Annotated in this window: 17 protein-coding genes; 2 read left to right on the top strand and 15 right to left on the bottom strand. The window is 69.0% G+C overall.

Annotated elements, in window-relative coordinates:
- Positions 1-471 precede the first annotated feature (471 nt).
- Entirely contained in the window at positions 472-1,866 is a 1,395-nt protein-coding gene (locus DEJ46_RS05795; RefSeq protein WP_150264485.1) for a helix-turn-helix transcriptional regulator, read from the top strand.
- A 71-nt stretch (positions 1,867-1,937) separates the two neighbouring features.
- Here the strand turns inward: DEJ46_RS05795 and DEJ46_RS05790 are convergent, their stop codons facing one another.
- The 15 genes from DEJ46_RS05790 to DEJ46_RS05720 form a co-directional block, all read right to left on the bottom strand.
- Positions 1,938-2,291, bottom strand: coding sequence for a MazG-like family protein (locus tag DEJ46_RS05790; RefSeq protein WP_150264484.1), 354 nt, complete (start codon positions 2,289-2,291; stop codon positions 1,938-1,940).
- 9 nt (positions 2,292-2,300) lie between these two features.
- Complete coding sequence (locus DEJ46_RS05785) at positions 2,301-3,062, bottom strand: 3-deoxy-manno-octulosonate cytidylyltransferase (protein ID WP_150264483.1); 762 nt, start codon at positions 3,060-3,062, stop codon at positions 2,301-2,303.
- A 26-nt stretch (positions 3,063-3,088) separates the two neighbouring features.
- Positions 3,089-4,090: an NAD-dependent epimerase/dehydratase family protein gene (locus tag DEJ46_RS05780; protein ID WP_223834529.1), complete on the bottom strand. Its 1,002-nt coding sequence runs from the start codon at positions 4,088-4,090 to the stop codon at positions 3,089-3,091.
- Between the two features lie 30 nt (positions 4,091-4,120).
- Complete coding sequence (locus tag DEJ46_RS05775) at positions 4,121-4,957, bottom strand: phosphotransferase (RefSeq protein WP_150264482.1); 837 nt, start codon at positions 4,955-4,957, stop codon at positions 4,121-4,123.
- Positions 4,954-5,613 carry a histidine phosphatase family protein gene (locus tag DEJ46_RS05770; protein WP_150264481.1) on the bottom strand — a complete coding sequence of 220 codons (660 nt, stop codon included), beginning with the start codon at positions 5,611-5,613 and terminating at the stop codon, positions 4,954-4,956. Before DEJ46_RS05770 ends, DEJ46_RS05775 begins: the two co-directional genes overlap by 4 nt.
- Entirely contained in the window at positions 5,610-6,374 is a 765-nt protein-coding gene (locus DEJ46_RS05765) for a phosphotransferase (protein WP_150264480.1), read from the bottom strand. The genes DEJ46_RS05770 and DEJ46_RS05765 overlap by 4 nt, the downstream gene beginning before the upstream one ends.
- Positions 6,371-7,216, bottom strand: a complete 846-nt coding sequence (locus tag DEJ46_RS05760) for a class I SAM-dependent methyltransferase (RefSeq protein ID WP_150264479.1) — start codon at positions 7,214-7,216, stop codon at positions 6,371-6,373. Before DEJ46_RS05760 ends, DEJ46_RS05765 begins: the two co-directional genes overlap by 4 nt.
- Positions 7,217-7,247: 31 nt before the next feature.
- Positions 7,248-7,760, bottom strand: a complete 513-nt coding sequence (locus tag DEJ46_RS05755; RefSeq protein WP_150264478.1) for a topology modulation protein — start codon at positions 7,758-7,760, stop codon at positions 7,248-7,250.
- Between the two features lie 96 nt (positions 7,761-7,856).
- A complete protein-coding gene (locus DEJ46_RS05750) occupies positions 7,857-8,909 on the bottom strand; it encodes a hypothetical protein (RefSeq protein WP_190622459.1) in 1,053 nt (350 codons plus the stop codon).
- Entirely contained in the window at positions 8,906-10,633 is a 1,728-nt protein-coding gene (locus DEJ46_RS05745; protein ID WP_150274146.1) for a carbamoyltransferase, read from the bottom strand. Before DEJ46_RS05745 ends, DEJ46_RS05750 begins: the two co-directional genes overlap by 4 nt.
- The gene (locus tag DEJ46_RS05740) at positions 10,633-11,589 is read right to left on the bottom strand and encodes a thymidylate synthase (RefSeq protein WP_150264476.1); all 957 of its coding nucleotides are present in this window, start codon (positions 11,587-11,589) and stop codon (positions 10,633-10,635) included. The genes DEJ46_RS05745 and DEJ46_RS05740 overlap by 1 nt, the downstream gene beginning before the upstream one ends.
- Positions 11,586-13,340, bottom strand: coding sequence for a hypothetical protein (locus DEJ46_RS05735; protein WP_150264475.1), 1,755 nt, complete (start codon positions 13,338-13,340; stop codon positions 11,586-11,588). The genes DEJ46_RS05740 and DEJ46_RS05735 overlap by 4 nt, the downstream gene beginning before the upstream one ends.
- A 92-nt stretch (positions 13,341-13,432) precedes the next feature.
- A complete protein-coding gene (locus DEJ46_RS05730) occupies positions 13,433-14,074 on the bottom strand; it encodes an HAD family hydrolase (RefSeq protein WP_263411745.1) in 642 nt (213 codons plus the stop codon).
- Positions 14,075-14,177: 103 nt separating this feature from the next.
- Positions 14,178-14,666, bottom strand: a complete 489-nt coding sequence (locus DEJ46_RS05725) for an ATP-binding protein (RefSeq protein ID WP_150264473.1) — start codon at positions 14,664-14,666, stop codon at positions 14,178-14,180.
- 10 nt (positions 14,667-14,676) lie between these two features.
- Entirely contained in the window at positions 14,677-14,871 is a 195-nt protein-coding gene (locus DEJ46_RS05720; protein WP_150264472.1) for a hypothetical protein, read from the bottom strand.
- A 138-nt stretch (positions 14,872-15,009) separates the two neighbouring features.
- Here DEJ46_RS05720 and DEJ46_RS05715 point away from each other — a divergent pair, with 138 nt between their 5' ends.
- A complete protein-coding gene (locus DEJ46_RS05715) occupies positions 15,010-16,398 on the top strand; it encodes a Tat pathway signal protein (RefSeq protein ID WP_150264471.1) in 1,389 nt (462 codons plus the stop codon).
- Positions 16,399-16,439: the final 41 nt, after the last annotated feature.

The raw sequence follows: 16,439 nt of genomic DNA, 5'->3' as shown, positions 1-16,439 counted from the left end.
GTCAACGAGCCAGACACAAGGGTGTGACGCGCGTAGAACGGGAGGAGTGAAGGGCCCACGTTCTCCTTCGCGTGCCCAACTCCGTTGACCCTGCTGGTGATGTGATGGGCCGTCTGAGATGGCGATGGGTGGTAGGAATCGGAAGCGCGGGGTCAGGTGTGTCCCAAGCGAAAAAGCGGCAATCTTTTTCCGGTTTCGAAACCGGAAATTATCTGCCGGTCGAATGCCCGATTCGCCGCGAAGGCGCACTCGTTGTGGTTTACCTGTAAACAACCTTCACTGGCGGAAGTGGCGCCCGCCACAGGGATTCGATCTTGGTCCAGCGGCCCGGAAATGATCACGTACTCTTGAGTAGGGAGATCGAGGGCGGGGTCGGCGCATATTGCGGCGGCCCCTTTTTGGTGCGCCTTGATCTAGGCAGTGTCGCCTTCTCGGACAAGTACACGTGTAGATGGAGAGGGGACAGCTCAGATGAGCACGAAGGGGAGCCGGTCCGGCGGCTACGGAGCCGAAAGCCAGGAGACCCCCCTCGGTGACGCGCAGGGAACGCCGACCGCCGGCCAGGTGATGGGGTTCGGTGGTCAGCTCCGCGCCTGGCGCAAGGCTGCCGGCCGACGGCGAGGGCGCGTCGTCACCCAGGAAGAGGTCGCCCGGGCGATCCTCAAGTCGGAGCGCTGGTACCGCGACCTGGAGCGAGGAGCCACCGCCCGCCGCTTGGACCGCGAGCAGTGCGACAACCTGGCTGACCTGCTGCAGCTCGACCGCGACGAGCATCACGCCCTGCTCCTGTACAACCAGCTCAACACCGCTGACCCGGACGCCGGCGGCGACTCCCGGGTGCGCAGCGCTCTGCGCCTGTTGGTGGACAAGCAGATGCCCGACCCCACCTACCTGTGCGACGCGAAGTGGAACATCCTTGCTTACAACCAAGCCATGGCTGAGTGGTGGCCCTGGGTGATGGAGCCGGGTGCGAACCTCATGCGCTGGGCTCTGACCAGCCAGGAGGCCCGTGTCCAGTACCACGACTGGCACCAGCACGTCGCCGCCTACGTACGCATGCTCAAGTACGCGCTCGCCGGGCACGGCGACGACCCGGAGCTGCTCGGGCTGATCGGCGACGTTTGCAAGGATGCTGACGTGGCGCGCATATGGGAGGGGGACGCCGGTCACTCCGTCAACCGGGACGGGCACGTATTCAAGATGTCTCTGCCCGCGCTCGGTTGGGAGACTGTCGACGTCGTCTCCCACGTCCTCTACCCGGCGAGTCTGCCCGACTGCCGACTCGTTGTGATCACGTGGTGGAGCGACGAGGGAGACACCGAGACGGACCCGCTTGGCGGGGCACGCAACGCTTGGACCGAGAACGCGAATCCTGAGATGCCCACCTCGACGCCGGCGGAGTCCCTTGACGACGCCTCCAGGCGCCGGATCGCCAACTCGCTGACCAAGAGGCCGTCGGTCGTCACCGCGGAAGAGGCAGCTGCTCTCGCAGGCGACGACGGAGTCCACCTTCCGGTGCTGAGCGCCATGATCGGCCCCGACACGCAGCTGACCCTCTCCCCGTCGACCCACTCCGTGATCTGGGCCGTCAGGGATGCCGACGGGCAGTGGGGGATCTCCGAGGTCGACGCTTACACCGTCATCGTGCGTGTGCCGCATGCAGCCATCAACAAGGACGCCAGGAGGGAGATGATGCTGCTGACACGCACTGTCCTCCCTGCCGAGCCGAAGGAAGCGATCGACCGGATTCAGCAACTGGTACCGCAGCTGAAGCAGCGCATCCAGCTGCTTGAGGCCATTCACCGGGACCTGTGGGAAGCCGACAACACCCTGCCGTACGTGTGGGATCCGACCGACGAGCTCTGACGGAGATTTCCGACTCGGTGCGTTGGGCGTAGCGCACCGAGCCGGACGCCGGCGGACGAAAGCCGATGCGGCTATGCGCCCTCAGCGGCACCGGCCGAGCCGGGCAGAAACTTCGCCGCCTTCCTCGCGAGTACGGCGGCGAAGTAGTCCGGGGCGTCGTCGGGACGCATGCGTGCCAGGGCGACCATGCCGGTGATCACGCAGTCGGTGACCTCTTCCTGCACGTCGTCCCAGGTGTGGCTGTGTCCTTTCCTGGGGTTGGTCGCCCGGGCGCCGATGACGGCCTGGGCGGCTTCACCGACCTCCTCGGAGATCTTCAGGACCTGCAGGGTCCACTGCTCTTCCGGAGTCATACCGCGTTCGCCGTCGAGCTGGGTGAAGAGCGCGGCAAGCGTGCGGATGGTGTTCCACGGGTCGTTGCTCATCAAGGTTCCTCATGTGCGTAGGGACTGGAGGATGGCGTCGGCCCTCACCAGATCCTCCGGCGTGTCGACCGCCACGCCGCCGTTCACGACGGCGACCATCTGTACGCCGTGGCCGTGCTCGACGAAGCGCAGCATTTCCACGCCTTCAGTTCGTTCGAGTGGCCCTTGCGGGAGGTGGCGGAAGAGACTGAGAGCCTCGCGCGTGAAGCCGTAGAGCCCCAGCTGACGGAGGTATGTCGGGCGGCCCGCTCGCGGGTAGGGGATCGCGTTCCGGGAGAACATCAGGGCGTTCCCGCCGGTCCCGACGACGACCTTGACGACGTTGTGGTCGAGCACGGCGCCGGTGCTGTCCAGCTGCGTGTACGCGTTCACCGCGAGTGTGTCAGGGGGCAGGTGGTCCAGCGCCTGGGAGACGGCGTCGATCGCGGCCGGGGCGATGAACGGCTCGTCGCCCTGGACGTTGATGTAGGCGTTGGCGGCCAGGTGTTCGGCGCACTCCGCGACGCGGTCGGTGCCGGTGAGGTGTTCTCCCGTGCGTACGCACTCGATGCCCAGCTGGTGGCACACCTCCTCGATGCGCTCGTCGTCCGTGGCGACCACCACGCCGTCGAGACGTTTCGCCTCCAAGCAGCGTTGGTGGACGTGCCAGAGCAGGGGCCTGCCTCCGAGTTGGGCCAGGGGCTTGCCCGGAAACCGGGAAGAGCCCCACCGGCAAGGGATGATGGCGATGTGGTGGCGTGGTGTCGTCTGCTGCGCTGTGGTGCCGGCCACGGCGATCTCCTTCTCCTTTTGGCTGGTTATGCCGCGCGGCCGTACACGGCCGGCTCGGCGGCGAGGGCCTGCATGTGGGAGCGCATGCCGCTGTGGAGGTCGACTTGTGGCTGCCACCCCAGGTCCTCGTGGGCGCGTCCGGGGTTGGCGCGGGTCGTGAGGACGTCGCCGCTGCGAGGGTTCTCCTGGTGCACCTCGATCTCGCGGCCGACGAGGCTTCGCGCGATGCCGATGACTTCGAGCAGTGAGGCGCTGGAGCCGCCGCCCACGTTGATCACGTCCCTCGCGTTCGACGTTGTGGCGGCCGCGATCGTGGCGGAGACCGCGTCGTCGATGTAGGTGAAGTCCCGGCGCTGGTGTCCGTCTCCGTACAGGCGCAGCGGCCGGCCGGTCAGGGCGGCCTGCAGGGCGCGGTGCGTGAACATGTCGGAGCGCTGCCGGGGGCCGTAGACGGTGAAGTACCGCAGGGCGACGACGCTTGTGGCGCAGTGGGCCTGCGCGGCGTGCGCCAGGCAGAGCTGCTCCTCGGCGAGCTTGGTGACCGCGTAGGGCGACGAGGGCCGCGGCTGATCCGTCTCCATGCTCGCACCGCCGCTGGTGGGGCCGTACACACTGGAGGAGGAGGCGACCACCAGTCGCGGCACGCCGATCCGTGTGGCGGCCTCCATCACGCGCTGGGTGGCCAGGATGTTGGAGGCGACGTACTCGCCGAACTGCGGTCCCCACGACGGGCGGACGCCGGGAATCCCGGCCAGATGGAAGACGACGTCCGCGTCGATCAGGAGCGGGTCGATGGCGCAGTTCAGCAGGTCGGCGGTGATGTGCACGTATCCGGGGATCCCGTGCAGCGGGACGAGGTTGGCGGCGGCCGTGTGGTCGACGGCCGGGTTCCGGCGGTCGACGCCGATGACGACGGTCCCCGCCTGGGCGAGGGCGTGGGCGAGGTGGGAGCCGATGAAGCCGGCGGCGCCGGTCACCACCGCTCGTCGTGGGAAGGCGGCGGCGACGTGGGGCAGGTGTTGTGACACGGAGGTCTCCTGAGTGAAGGGAGGGGGATGTCAGGTCAGCCGGGCCAGGACGGTGCGGCCGTGGGTGCTGAGGGCGAGGTCGTCTTGCTCGTGTCCGCGTACGAGGGAGGTGACCGCCTCGATGGCGCCGAACGACTCCAGCAGGCGCTGCTCGGTATCGGTCAGCGGAGTGCCGTAGCCGGCGAAGAACGCCTTCCGGAGCTGGGGCGCCGCTTGCCAGCGGCGGAACTCGAGCCGCGCGAAGTCGCGGATACGGGCGTCACGGCGCATGTGCTCGAAGTCGCAGAGCCCGAAGGCGGCACCGACGAGCCAGTTCCGGGGCTGGTAGTCGAGGTGGCACACCGCACTGTCCATGAGGGTGTTCGCCAGGACGTCCGCACTGTGACGCAGGCGGTTGTGCTCGGCCGCGGAGATGAGGTCGGCCCGGTCCGCCCGGGCGATCCACGAACCCAGACGCTGTGCCAGTTCCGCACCGATGGCACCGGTACGCGGGATCACGGTGGTGTGATGGAGAGTCCCCAGGACTCGCCCGGCCTCGTAGTGGGCTTGCTCCTCCTCGGGCGATCCCGGTGCCAGGGTGTCCGCACTCGCGCCGGGGAAGGCCGTGAGCAGCAGCGTGCACGTCGCGTCCCGGCGAGCGACCATCCTGGGAGCATGGCCGTTCAGGTAGGTCACCCACTCGCCGTAGGAGTGGACCTCCCGCAAGTAGCGCTCCCGCTCGCTGTGGTGCTTGGCGAAGAACTCTCGTCCGCGGGTGTCCGTCAGGCGAAGGAGGCGGGGTGGGAGCTTGGGGTCGGCGAGTACCCGGACGGCTCCGACCGTCTCGCGGGCCAGTTCGATGCGCGGGTCGTCGAAGGCCGCGATCACGAGTCGGTCTCCGCTGCGGTCAGAGTCGTCAGGTGCTCGATGTCGTTGTGCCGGTCGAGCATCCACCGCCATTGCCCCAGCCGGTTGAGATGACGCTGCCACCTCGTGATGGAGCCGTGGGACACGGCGAACCCCGCCGGCGAGCCGATCGGAACTCCCAGGAGCAGGGTATTCGCGGCGATCACCGTCTCGCCGTGGGCCGCGAACAGGACACGGTCGCCCTCATGCCGTTCGAGGAGTTGCTGGAGGAAGCCCCCGGCGCGCTCCAGATAGCCGTTCCAGGTGTCGGATCCCTCGGCCCACGGTGTGTCGGGGTGGGCATGAGGCCCGCCGTCGGCGGCGTTCTTCACCTCCCTCCAGGGCAGGCCGTCGGCGGCGCCGTGCACCGGGCCGTCGAGGTGCTCGTCCACGAGCATCGGGATCCGGAGGGCCTGACTGATGATCTCGGCGGTCTGGCGCAGGCGGATGCGCGGGCCGGCGTAGAGCGCGTCGAAGGGCCTCTCCCGGTGCTCGGCGACGAGCCGTAACGCGACCCGCTCGGCCTGTGCATAGCCGAGGTTGGTCAGTCCGGTGCACGTGCGCGGCCCTCCCACCACGCCATCGATGTTGCACTGGGCCTCGCCGTGGCGGACGAAGACGAGTTCGGTCGTGATCATGCGGAACCTCGGGGTCTGTGAATGCCGGGCAGCCAGCCGTGCTGGTAGCCGTTGAGCCCGGCGTACGGGGCTGTGAGGACGGCGTGCAGTGCGACGAAGTCGTCGAGCCGTTCACGGCCCGTCGCGCCGAGTCGGACGTCATGGCATGCGGCGGCTCGGTTGTAAGTCGCCAGGGCTTCGTCGACAGCACCCTCGGACAGCGGTCCGTACGTCGCGATCAACGTCACGATCAGTTTGGCCAGGTCGTACGCCAGCGGGGCGAGTGTGAGGTCGTCGGTGTCGACCGTGTAGACGGCACCGGTCTCCGTGATGAGGAAGTTCCGGGGGTTGCTGTCCTTGTAGAAGGAGGTGGGCCCCTCGGCGGTCTTCTCCAGCAGAGTGAGCATCCCGTGCAGGGCGAACTCGTCCGGCAGATACCCCTGCTCAAGCCGCCGCTGTAGGGCTGCTTGGCGGGGGCCCAGGTAGCCGTCGAGCGTGGTGCCGTCCTGGAAGTGGTGCGGCGCAGTCAGCGGGGCCGACCTGAGATCGCTGGTCCAAGCGGCCCCATGGGCATCGCCCAGCAGCTCCGCCAGAAGCGGCAGGTCCTCCGGCCTGGCCGGACGGCCCTCGACGCGCTCGAACGTCACGCTGGTCGACCCAACGGCAGTCACGGCCGGCTGCCGGAGCGGAGACGCGTGCTCGGCGATCCAGGCGTGGTGGCGGACAGCGGCGGTGACCCGTGCGGGAGTCTCGTAGTGCTTGATGAAGCAGCCGGCCGTCATGATCGGCCCCTCGTCGGCCGGGCCACGACGAACGTGACGACGGACCGTGTGGTCAGCGGCCGATCGGGCAGGACGTCGCGCAGAGCTGCCGCCACCGCACCCGGGTTGCCGTACAGACCACGAGGCAGGTGGTACTTCGGGTTGGTGGCGAGGTACTCGGCCACGTGGTCGTGGCCGTCGAAGGTGAAGCTGTGTTCCTCGTCCTCTGTGCGCAGGACGTCTAGCGACGGGGAGACCAGGTCGGCGAGGTTGCCGCTGTGCGCCGAGACGTAGAGGCTCTCGTGCCCGGTGGCCCGTAGATCGAGGCCGGCGGTGGCAACCAGCTCGTCCATCTCCCGGTAGCTGTGGAGGTCCTTCGTGACGAGCACGGCCAGACCCTCGGGGAGGAGAACCCGGTCCAGCTCCGCGATCACCGTCTCCGGGTGCGTCGAGTGGTATAGGCAGAACGCGGCGACGGCGAGATCGCACGAGCTGGTCGGCAGGGGGACCTGGTGGAAATCACCTCGGAGGAAGCTCAGTTGGAGGCCGGGCACGTGACGGGCGCGCCGGCGAGCCTGCTCGATCAGAGCCGGGGCGGCATCGAGCCCGATGACGTGCTGCGGCCGGAGCTGCTGGGCGAGGGCCATGCTGCTCGTGCCGCGGCCACAGCCGACGTCCAGCACCAGACCCAGACGATCCGGCCGATCGTGGTGCGCTCGTACCAGCTGGACGATCGCGTCCGGTACAGGTCGACCGGCGGTCTTGGCCCGCAGCAGGGCGTTGGATCGCCCGGCCAGGCGGGAGGCGTGGCCGTACAACTCCGCCTGACGGGTGGGGTCCAGGAAGGGGTTGGTGATGTTCACGCCGCACCCTCCCCTCGAGGGCGCGGAGTGCTCAGCGGTGCTCGGCGGCAACCTTCCGCAGCCAGCGCCGCGTCTGACCTCGACTGGTCAGCAGCACCACTTCGGCCCGGCCGGAGGCGAACTCCTCGATCTTGGACATGACGCGCGGGCGCATCTTGCTGCGGTACGTGGCCACGTACTTGATCACGCCCCAGTTGATGCGGTTGTGCACCCCGTTGCCCTTGTGCCCGGCCCCGTGCCGGATCTGCCGGGAGAAGATCCCGTACAGCGCCGCCACGGTCGACACGTCCATCAGGACGACGGTGTCGCACGCGTCGAGTCGGATCTGCAGCGTCGAGTTGTAGTTCCCGTCGATCACCCACCGCGGCTGCGCGACCAGCTCCCGCTGCAGGTCGGCGAACTTGTCCAAGGGCAGCGCGTTCCACTCGTCGTCGTAGAACGCGGCGTCCAGGTGCGTCACCGGGGCGTCGAGAATCCTGCCCAGCTCGCGAGCCAGGAACGACTTGCCGCTGCCTCCGCAGCCGACGATGGCGACCTTCTTCATGGTGCTCCAGCGTAGAGTCGATCGGATGCCCGGCCGGACCGCCCGGCGGGACACGTTCGGATGATCCAGGCGCCACGGCCTGGGTGGTCAGCCGCATTAGGCCGCTCCCCGCCCCACAGCGACGGGACCGACGGCCGTCTCCAGGACGGCCTCCAGAGCATCGACCTGCCTGCTCAGCCGGAACGGGTCCAGGCGGTCCAGACATGCAGCGATCAAGTCGGCGTGCTCCTGGGTGCCGGCGATCCGCCGCAGGTAGGACAGTCGCTCGATCGCTTCACGGCCCGACCTGACAATCAGCTCCGTGGGCACGAACCGATCGACGTGCAGGATGTCAGCCGGGGCGAGCGGGAGGCAGCCGGCGAGTACTGCCTCGAAGATGCGCTGTGTCATCTGCCCGACGGTGGTGTACCGCTCGGGAAGCATGAGCACCGTGGCCAGGGATCTGCCGTAGACGCCCTGAGCTGCCTCGAAGGGGATTCTGCCGAGGAAGCGGACGTGCGGCCAGCGGCTCGTCCTCGTCCATTTGCCGGCGACCAGGTGGTCGAAGCATGCGGCGGCGGGGGAGAAGAAGCGGTCGAAGTGCTGGTCCCGGTCGTACTGGTTGCCTACATACCCGAGCACGATGTCCCGGTGCTTCGATGCCAACGCGGTCGGATCCGCCTGCTCCAGGAGGCGGTCCTCGACCGGGAAGAGCAGACGGTGGGCGCCCGGCGCCGGTTCGAGGGCCGCTTCGCACACCGTGGTGCGCGGGGAACGGCGCCACATGCTGTCCGGCCGGAGCTTGCGGTCCTTGTCCCAGATCACGGTCGGAGTCCCGCGCTGCACGGTGTACCGCATGATGAGCTCGGCCTGGCGATGCAGGTCGCAGGTGTGGTCCTCGGCGTCGCAAGCGGTGGTGTTGCGGCCGTCGACGGCCCAGCGCCATTCCAGGAACAGGGCGTCGATGTCCGGCCGGCCGCTGTCGAAGGCGTAGGCGCCGCCGAGGTCGTCGCCGGCTTCGAGCAGGTCGCGGTTGGGCTGCAGGAAGACGATCTCGTGCCCGCGGTCGAGGAGGGCGTCGATCAGCGGGCGGCGGTGGCTGCGGCCCCCGTCCGGTGTGTCGGTGATCCCGTTGCCGAGGAAGCCCCAGAAGCTGTATCCGATCTTCACTTGGTGATCCACCGCCCTTCCAGCAGCAGGGCGTCCAGCCCGGAGTCGACCAGGCAGTCCAGGGCCATGGCCGGCGTCCCGCAGATCGGCTTGCCCTTGACGTTGAGCGAGGTGTTGATCAGCACCGGCACCCCGGTTCGGCGCGCGAAGGCGTTCAGGACCTCGTGCATGAACGGGTTCTGCGACCGGGTGACGATCTGAAGGCGCGAGGTGCCGTTGGCATGCACGATGGCGGGGACGTGTTCGCGCGCCTTGTCGGTCACGCCAGACGCCATCGACATGTACGGCGCCTCCTGGCCCAGGGTGAAGAACTCGGTGGCGCGTTCGGCCAGGACCATGGGGGCGAAGGGGCGGAACGGCTCCCGGAACTTCACGGTCGCGTTCAGCCGCTGGACGACCCCGGACTCCAGCGGAGAGGCAAGGATCGAACGGTTCCCTAGCGCGCGGGGTCCAGCCTCGACTCGGCCCTGGAAGAGTCCGACGATCATGCCGTGGGCGAGCTGGTCGGCGAGGAACTCGGCGGTCTCGACGCCCAGCGTCTTCTGCTGGAGCCCGGGCCACGGCGTGAGGTCGAGGGCCTGGTACTGGTACGACGGGCCTAGGTAGCAGGCCCCGGCGACACCGGACACCGGCCGTCGGCTCCGGCTGTCGGTGTGCACGGCGATCGCGGCCCCGATCGCGGTCCCGGCGTCACCGGGGGCCGGCGGGACGAAGACCTCGTCGAAGATGCCGGCTTCGATGATCCGGCCGATGCTCACGCAGTTCGTGGCGACTCCGCCGCCGACGCACAGACGGCGCGATCCGGTGATCATCCGCGCCCGGCGGGCAAGGCGCAGCATCACCTGCTCGGTGCGCTCCTGGAGGGCCGCGGCCAGATCGCGGTGGACGTCCAGGAGCGGCTCGCTCGGGTGGCGTTCGGCGCAGGTCTCGTCGACGAAACGGCGAGACGTCCTCGGGTAGCCGGACGTCAGCACGCGCGGGGGGAAGTAGGCCGGGTCCAGGAAGAAGCCGGTCGGCGTGGTGCGGACGGCCGACGCGAAAAGGGGCCGGAATCGCTCGGGATCGCCGAGGGCGGCGAGCGCCATCACGGTGCCCTCCTCGTCACCGCGGCGCCACCCCAGATGCTCGGTGACCGCGCCGTATACGTACCCCAGTGAGGCGGGATCGTTGATCGCTTCCAGGGTGCGAGTGGAAGGGCGGAGCACGTCGAGCCCGCGTGCGATGGTCGTGGTCTGCCGCTCGCCCAGGCTGTCCACGACGAGGACGGCGGACTCATCCCACCCGGACGCAGCGAAAGCCGCCAGCTGGTGGGCTCGGTGATGCAGGACGGGCGAGACGCGGGCGGTGGGGAACCGCCGGCCGAGGGCGCGCGTGCGCAGCTGGGTGCGCACGGCCACCCTGGCGAAGCCGCGAGCCCGCGGAAGCGCGCGGTCGCGCGTCGTCGCGGACAGTGCCAGGCGCAGCGCTGCCGGGGACTCGACGAGGTAGCGGGCGGGCTGGAAGTTGTACGCGATGGCGTCCACGTCGGCGGCGGAGAGCCCGGCCTCGCTCAGCAGCCATTCGACGGCGTGGCGCGGGTACTCCTTGGTGTGCTTCTGCTGGGAGAGCCGTTCCTCCTCGACGAAGCCGATCAGCTTCCCGTCCACCAGCAGGGCGGCGGAGGAGTCGTGCGTGTACGAGCACAGTCCGAGGATCACCGAGGGCACACGGGTGACGGCGGCCATCACCACGTCCCCGCCTTCTCGCGCGCAGGGGAGGTCCTGGTCCGGCTGCTCAGCTCGCCGTACCAAGCGGTCAGCGCCTGACCGAGAGGTCCCTCGATCTTGTCGGCCAGCCGTCCCGCGTCGTCACGTCGGCCGTCCTTCCAGAGCCGATAACTGCGCAGCGTCTCGGCCATCGTGTCCCAGCCAGGGTGGCCGGTCACGTCCCGGGCCCGGACCTGGTCGAGGAGGTCATCGAAGCCCTTCCACGGCGTGGTGAGGTCCGGCATCGACGCGCTCGCGGTGACGTCGGACAGCTCATCGGCCTGGTCGAGGTGGTTCTCGTAGATGTGCAGGGAACCGACGTGGTGGTGGAACTCGCCCAGCTCGGCGCCGAGCCAGCCGGCGACCAACTCGTGCAGCGTGGTGTAGAAGAACAGGTCGTACGGCATACCGATCCACACGTCCTGACCCCGCATCGTGGTCGACATGTGCAGGCGGCCGGCGCGCAGGTAGAAGCGGAAGCCGAGCGTGCAGGGCACGTCCTTGTGACCGGCGGCGTCCTGGGCCGGGTCGTAGAGCTGGATCAGGGCCCGGCGGGAGTCGGGGTCCTCCTTGAGGATCTCGACGACGCGGCGCAGCTGGTCGACCGTGCCGGCCCACCTCCGCATCCGCGGCCCGTACGCGCCGCGCAGGACACCGTCGTCGGCGTACTGCCGAAGGCGCGAGTTGTAGTCGAAGATCCACGGGGCATCCGAACCGGAGAGGTGCCAGACGGTCTCCGCCACCGCGAACGCGGGATTGATGACGCGCGCCGGAGGCGCGTAGAGCAGGCGGGCCCGCGGCTGCGTCAGGCGCATGTGGACGTCGAGGACCTCGCGGGTCGCCATGCCCCGCGGGCTGATTCGCTCGCCGGACTTGGCCAGGGCGACGGCACCGACGAAGAGCTCGGCGATGCTGTCGGCGGTCAGATGTGTCATCGGGCAGGAACTCCTTCGCCCCGCGGCACACCGGAATCGGTGCCGTGGGCCTCGTCGCGTACAGGGGTGTGGCGCATGGCGTGGCTGGCGCGGCGCAGGACGAGCTGTGCGACCTGAGCGGCGCTGTCGCCGCGCCAGCGGCACACGCCGTCCTTCGCCGCCTGAGTGGCCGGATGGTGCGGTTTCAGGAGCTCGGAGGCTGCGTCGGCGACGTCGTCGGCGCTGTTGCAGCGCCGCGCGAGGCCGTGCTCCGCGAGTCCGAGCGTGTGTTCTCCGGGCGAGCCGATTTCGAGGACGGGCACATCGAGCAGGGCGGCTTCGATGCCGCACGTCGAGTAGGTGCTCACCACAGCGTCGGCGCCGGCAAGAAGGTCTCGTGCACCGACCCTTGGATCGGCCACGGCCACGAGAGGCTTGCCGTCCCGACGGAGGAGTGAGGCGAATACATCGATGCTCTGAGCGGGATGCGGGGCGATGACGAGACCCCAATCGCCTTCGGCCCTCCACAGGCCGTCCAGGAGAAGGTCCGCCTGGGCCGAGAGCCGATCGGGTCCGAAGGGCTGGCAGGCCCACACCGCCACGTGGGCGGGGCGTTTGCCCGTTCCGGGGGCCAGCAGGTTCTCCAGATAACGCCGTTGAGCCTCTCGGTCGAGGCCGGCGAGCGCATCGAAGCGGGGCTGGCCCAGGACGTGGACCTCGGCATGCGGATGGCGTGCCCAGGCTTTCGCGAGGGGGACGTCACGCTTGCCCATGACGACGATGTCGCGGCTGTGCAGTGCCGGCCACGCGACCGACTCCGCCGTCCACGCGCCGTGCTGGACGTGGACCGTGTTGATGCCGTGGCGGCCTGCGGCATGCACGCCGACTGCACCCAGGGGGCTGGTGTCGTTGCTGACCAGCACCGTGTGCGGCCGGACCGTGGAGAGGACTCCGTCCAGCCACGTCTCCGTTCGGATGACCGAACGCCACGACGGCTGGGTGCATCCCCCGCTCGTCTCCAGGACTACCGACACGAGCCGGATCAGTCGCGCCAGCTGAACGCTGTGCTCCTCCACCTGGACGACGTGACCGTCGTCCGGGAGGCGAAGGTGGTCTACGTTGCCGGAGACGTTGAGGAGTGCGGCCGGGGGCGAGTAGAGGCTCACGCCCTTGGCTTCGGGCGCCGGACATCGTTCCGTGGGATCGGTGGCCAGGTCGATCACGAGACTCGTCCGGCCGGCGCGCGCCAGCTCATCGAGAACGGGCAGCAGGGTGCCCACGTGACGGGAGGACCACGACAAGGCGACGACGTCGCTCTCCGGAAGCCCCGAAGGTGGTGGACTCGGCGTCGTGGTGGCCAAGGAGACAGGTGGAAGGCCGCGTAACTGCGCTGAACGCAGCGGGTTGTACGGCGCCGCTGCTCCCAGTACGTACGCGACGCCGGACCACGTGACGGTGTAGGCCCGGTACTCCCGGGAGCTACTCGACCGCAATCCGACGAAACCCTCGTACGGTGCCAGCCCCAGCGGTCCCGGAGCCTTCGCGAAGGGCTCCCAGGTGCTGAGAGCCAGCAACTTGCGTACGAGCTGTGTCACCAGGCGCCGCGCCGGCACGTGCTGCGCGTACAACCACCCGGCACCGCCCGGTGTACTCGCGAGGTCGGCGCCGTACGCCTCAAGCTCCCTCATCACGTGGTCGACCAGCGTCTCCACGCGGTGCGCGTCGAGCGGCAGGGCCTCCAGATCACCCGTGGTGATTCCCTCGGCCCGCATGCTCCCGAGGGCACCCTCGCCGACCAGCGCCCACAGCGGCCGGCCACGGAACTCGGTGCGGACGATGCCGAGAGCGCTGCCTCCAGGAGTCTTCACAGCAGGCTCCCTTCGAGGAACGGAGCCCTGCGCCCGGCGGTTTCGAGGAACCGCAGCAGGTCCTCCGGGGATTCGGCGACCTCGGGGGTAGGGGTGCTCGGACGGCCGTAGCCCCAGCCCGCGTGCACGAACGCGACACCAGCGCGGTGGGCCGCTTCCTGGTCGACCGCCATGTCGCCCACGAACGTCGCGTCGGCCGGGTCGGCACCGAGGTCGATCAGAGCGAGCAGGATCGGATCCGGCGCGGGCTTGCCGCGCCCGACCCCGTTCGGCGTCCGCACCGTGGCGAACGGGACGCCGAGCTGGGCCAGGAGCGGGGCCGCGCGGTCCAGGGGCTTGGACGTGACGATCCCGAGCAGCCAGCCGGCGGCGGCGAAGGCGTGGAGTACCTCCGCGACGCCCTCGAACTGCCGGGCGAGGTGAGACGCAGCCGTGGATGCTTCTGCGTACGTCCGGTGAATCAGCTCGGCGTCCACGAGTCCGAGCTGCTCCATGATGTCGCCGAAGGGCCGGCCCAGGTGGCGCTCGTACGCCTCGAATGGCACGTCGAGGCCGTGAGCTTGCTGGACTCGGCGCCAGGCGCTCTCCATGACGGGGCGCGTGTCGACAAGCACACCGTCCAGGTCGAGCAGCAGCACGCGCGTTGCCTCGGAGCAGGGATTCGACGGCCCCCCACCGGCGTGAGGTGCGGTCGGGGGCGTAGGCCGTGATGGCATGACGAAGATCTCCAGGGGAGTGGGGTCAGGAAGTGACGGTGGCCTTGTGGCGCCGTACGAAGGCGATCACCCGCTTACCGCTGCCGTCCTTCTTGGGACAGGCGGTCCAGGCGTCGGCCGTCGCGGTGACCAGGCCCAGGCCGCGGCCGCTGGTCGCGTAGAGGGAGGGGATTCTCGGGGCCGGGGGCTCCGGGGAGTTGTCCTCCACCTCGATCCCCACGACGCCGGCCTGGACGGCGAGAGTCAGCGTGATCTCATCGGCCGCCTCGCCCTCCACCCCCGGTCGAACCTCGGCGTTCTCTGCCGGAGCTCGACCGTGGCGCTCGGCGTTGGTGGTGAGTTCGCTGACGATCAGCACGGCGTCGTCCATGAGGTCCTCCACCCCCCACGCCCTCAGCGTCTGGCGGGTGAACGATCGGGCCCTGCCGGGTGCGCGGTCGTTGGCGACCAGGGTCAAACTCTGCTGATGCTCAGGGGCGTTGATGACGCTTCCGAGGCTTTCGATGGGCTCCATGCTCGCCTTCTCACAGCTCGTGCCGGAGTCCCCGAAGGACTCGACCGGCGGTGGTGTCGGAGGTGTCGAAATGGCGGAAGTTCTCGACGAGCACGGCAGCCGCAGGAAGGTAGCCGGCGCTCGGCTCCTCGGATGCGGAGGAGCGGGAGCCGAGGCTGCCCGGAGCCGTCCGGGCCTCGGCGCGTGTCGAGTGGCTGGGAATCACCGGATTCCTCTCGGGCAGCGGCAGTTGGTGGTTTCGTTGACCACGAGCGAACCGTGAATCCCATGGAGGCGGTATCTCCGGACGGCGCCGGAGGCCGTCAAACCCGTCAAAGATCGTTTTGGTGAACCGAGGTAGACGATGGCGCGCGAGCGGAACGTGAAGCTGGCCGACGCGATTGCGGAAACGCGCTGGTCTCAGCCCAAGGTCGCGGCCGCCTTCGTGAGGGTGGCGGCCGAGGTCGGAGCACAGGAACTCTTGGGAACGAGCCGCTCGCACATCGCCATGTGGGTGGCAGGGACGCACCCTTCGGGCAGAGCGCCCGCTATCTTGTGCGAGACGTTGTCCCGACGACTTCAACGCCCCGTCACGCCGACCGAGATCGGACTCTCGACGCCCGGCGAAGGCGCGGCACAGGCATCCGAATGGCACGTGGATACGCTGAGCGCGCTGGTGGACCTTGGGAGGAGCGACGTGGACCTGGAACGCCGCCAACTGCTCGCAGGCGCTGCCTACTCTGTGGGCGGTCTGGCCTTGCCCGGACAGCAATGGTGGGACGAGGCCCCTCAGCGGGCGAGGTCTCGCCACAGTGCCACGGGTCGCAGAGTCGGCCTCGCCGAGGTCGGCAACGTCCGTGAGATGACGGAGTTCTTCTCCCGGCGAGACCAGCGACATGGAGGGATGGACGGCCGTACGGCTCTTCACCAGTACCTCGTGGACGACGTTGCGAGATACGCCGGCGGCGTCTTCACCAGTGAGGAGACGCGCCGTGACCTCCTGGCCGCCGCCTCCGAGGCGGTGTACGTTGCCGGCTGGATGAGCTTCGACGCCTCCCACCACGAGGCCGCGCGACGCTACTTCAGCCTGGCGCTCAAACTGGCGGCCGAAGCTGACGACGCCCCGCTGGCAGGACACATCCTGAGAGCGATGGCGCACCAGGCGACCGACCTCGGACACCCGCGAGCGGCCGTGGACCTCGCCACCGCTTCCGTGGAGCGCAAGCGGTACACCCTGGCAACGCCCCGCGAGCGGGCTCTGCTCTGCGTGGTGCAGGCGCGCAGCCTGGCCGCAAACGGGCAGAGGCAGGAAGCGATCGCCGCGCTCCTCCGGGCTGAGGACGACCTCGCTGCTGCGGCACCCGATGACGGAGACCCGCATCGGGTCTGGTTCTTCCAGCGAGCTTCCTTGGCCCACGAGACCGCCCGCACTCTGTGGACGCTGGGCGATCTCGAAGGGGCGCTCAGGGAGTTCGACAACAGCGTCCTGACCCGGAAGGCGGACACCTTCAGCCGAACCCACGCCGTGACGCTGGGGTACATGGGAACTGTCCAGGCCAGAAGGGGCAATGTGGAAGCCGCCTGCACCACGTGGGCACAGGCCCTGGACGCCATGGAAGGGGTTCAGTCGGGTCGAGCCCGCGACGCCGTCGTGAACATGCGTCGGGTGCTTTCCCCTTTCCGTCACCGCGGAATCAGCGCCGTGACGGAGATCGACGAGCGCGCCAAGGCCGTACTCGAACGAGTAGCCTGACGGCGTGATCGCGGCGAACCGAGGCATCGTACGAGTGCCCG

Source organism: Streptomyces venezuelae (assembly GCF_008642375.1).
Classification (GTDB): domain Bacteria; phylum Actinomycetota; class Actinomycetes; order Streptomycetales; family Streptomycetaceae; genus Streptomyces; species Streptomyces venezuelae_G.
Note: the sequence above shows the minus strand (reverse complement) of the source record. Positions and strands in the feature narration are given on the sequence as shown.

Bases quoted from the DNA above. Each gene is read 5' to 3' on its own strand.
- DEJ46_RS05745 (WP_150274146.1), bottom strand. From the start codon at position 10,633: ATGGCCGCCGTCACCCGTGTGCCCTCGGTGATCCTCGGACTGTGCTCG.
- DEJ46_RS05740 (WP_150264476.1), bottom strand. From the start codon at position 11,589: ATGACACATCTGACCGCCGACAGCATCGCCGAGCTCTTCGTCGGTGCC.
- DEJ46_RS05765 (WP_150264480.1), bottom strand. From the start codon at position 6,374: ATGACGGCCGGCTGCTTCATCAAGCACTACGAGACTCCCGCACGGGTC.
- DEJ46_RS05725 (WP_150264473.1), bottom strand. From the start codon at position 14,666: ATGGAGCCCATCGAAAGCCTCGGAAGCGTCATCAACGCCCCTGAGCAT.
- DEJ46_RS05715 (WP_150264471.1), top strand. From the start codon at position 15,010: ATGGCGCGCGAGCGGAACGTGAAGCTGGCCGACGCGATTGCGGAAACG.
- DEJ46_RS05790 (WP_150264484.1), bottom strand. From the start codon at position 2,291: ATGAGCAACGACCCGTGGAACACCATCCGCACGCTTGCCGCGCTCTTC.
- DEJ46_RS05735 (WP_150264475.1), bottom strand. From the start codon at position 13,340: ATGCGGGCCGAGGGAATCACCACGGGTGATCTGGAGGCCCTGCCGCTC.
- DEJ46_RS05795 (WP_150264485.1), top strand. From the start codon at position 472: ATGAGCACGAAGGGGAGCCGGTCCGGCGGCTACGGAGCCGAAAGCCAG.
- DEJ46_RS05770 (WP_150264481.1), bottom strand. From the start codon at position 5,613: ATGATCACGACCGAACTCGTCTTCGTCCGCCACGGCGAGGCCCAGTGC.
- DEJ46_RS05755 (WP_150264478.1), bottom strand. From the start codon at position 7,760: ATGAAGAAGGTCGCCATCGTCGGCTGCGGAGGCAGCGGCAAGTCGTTC.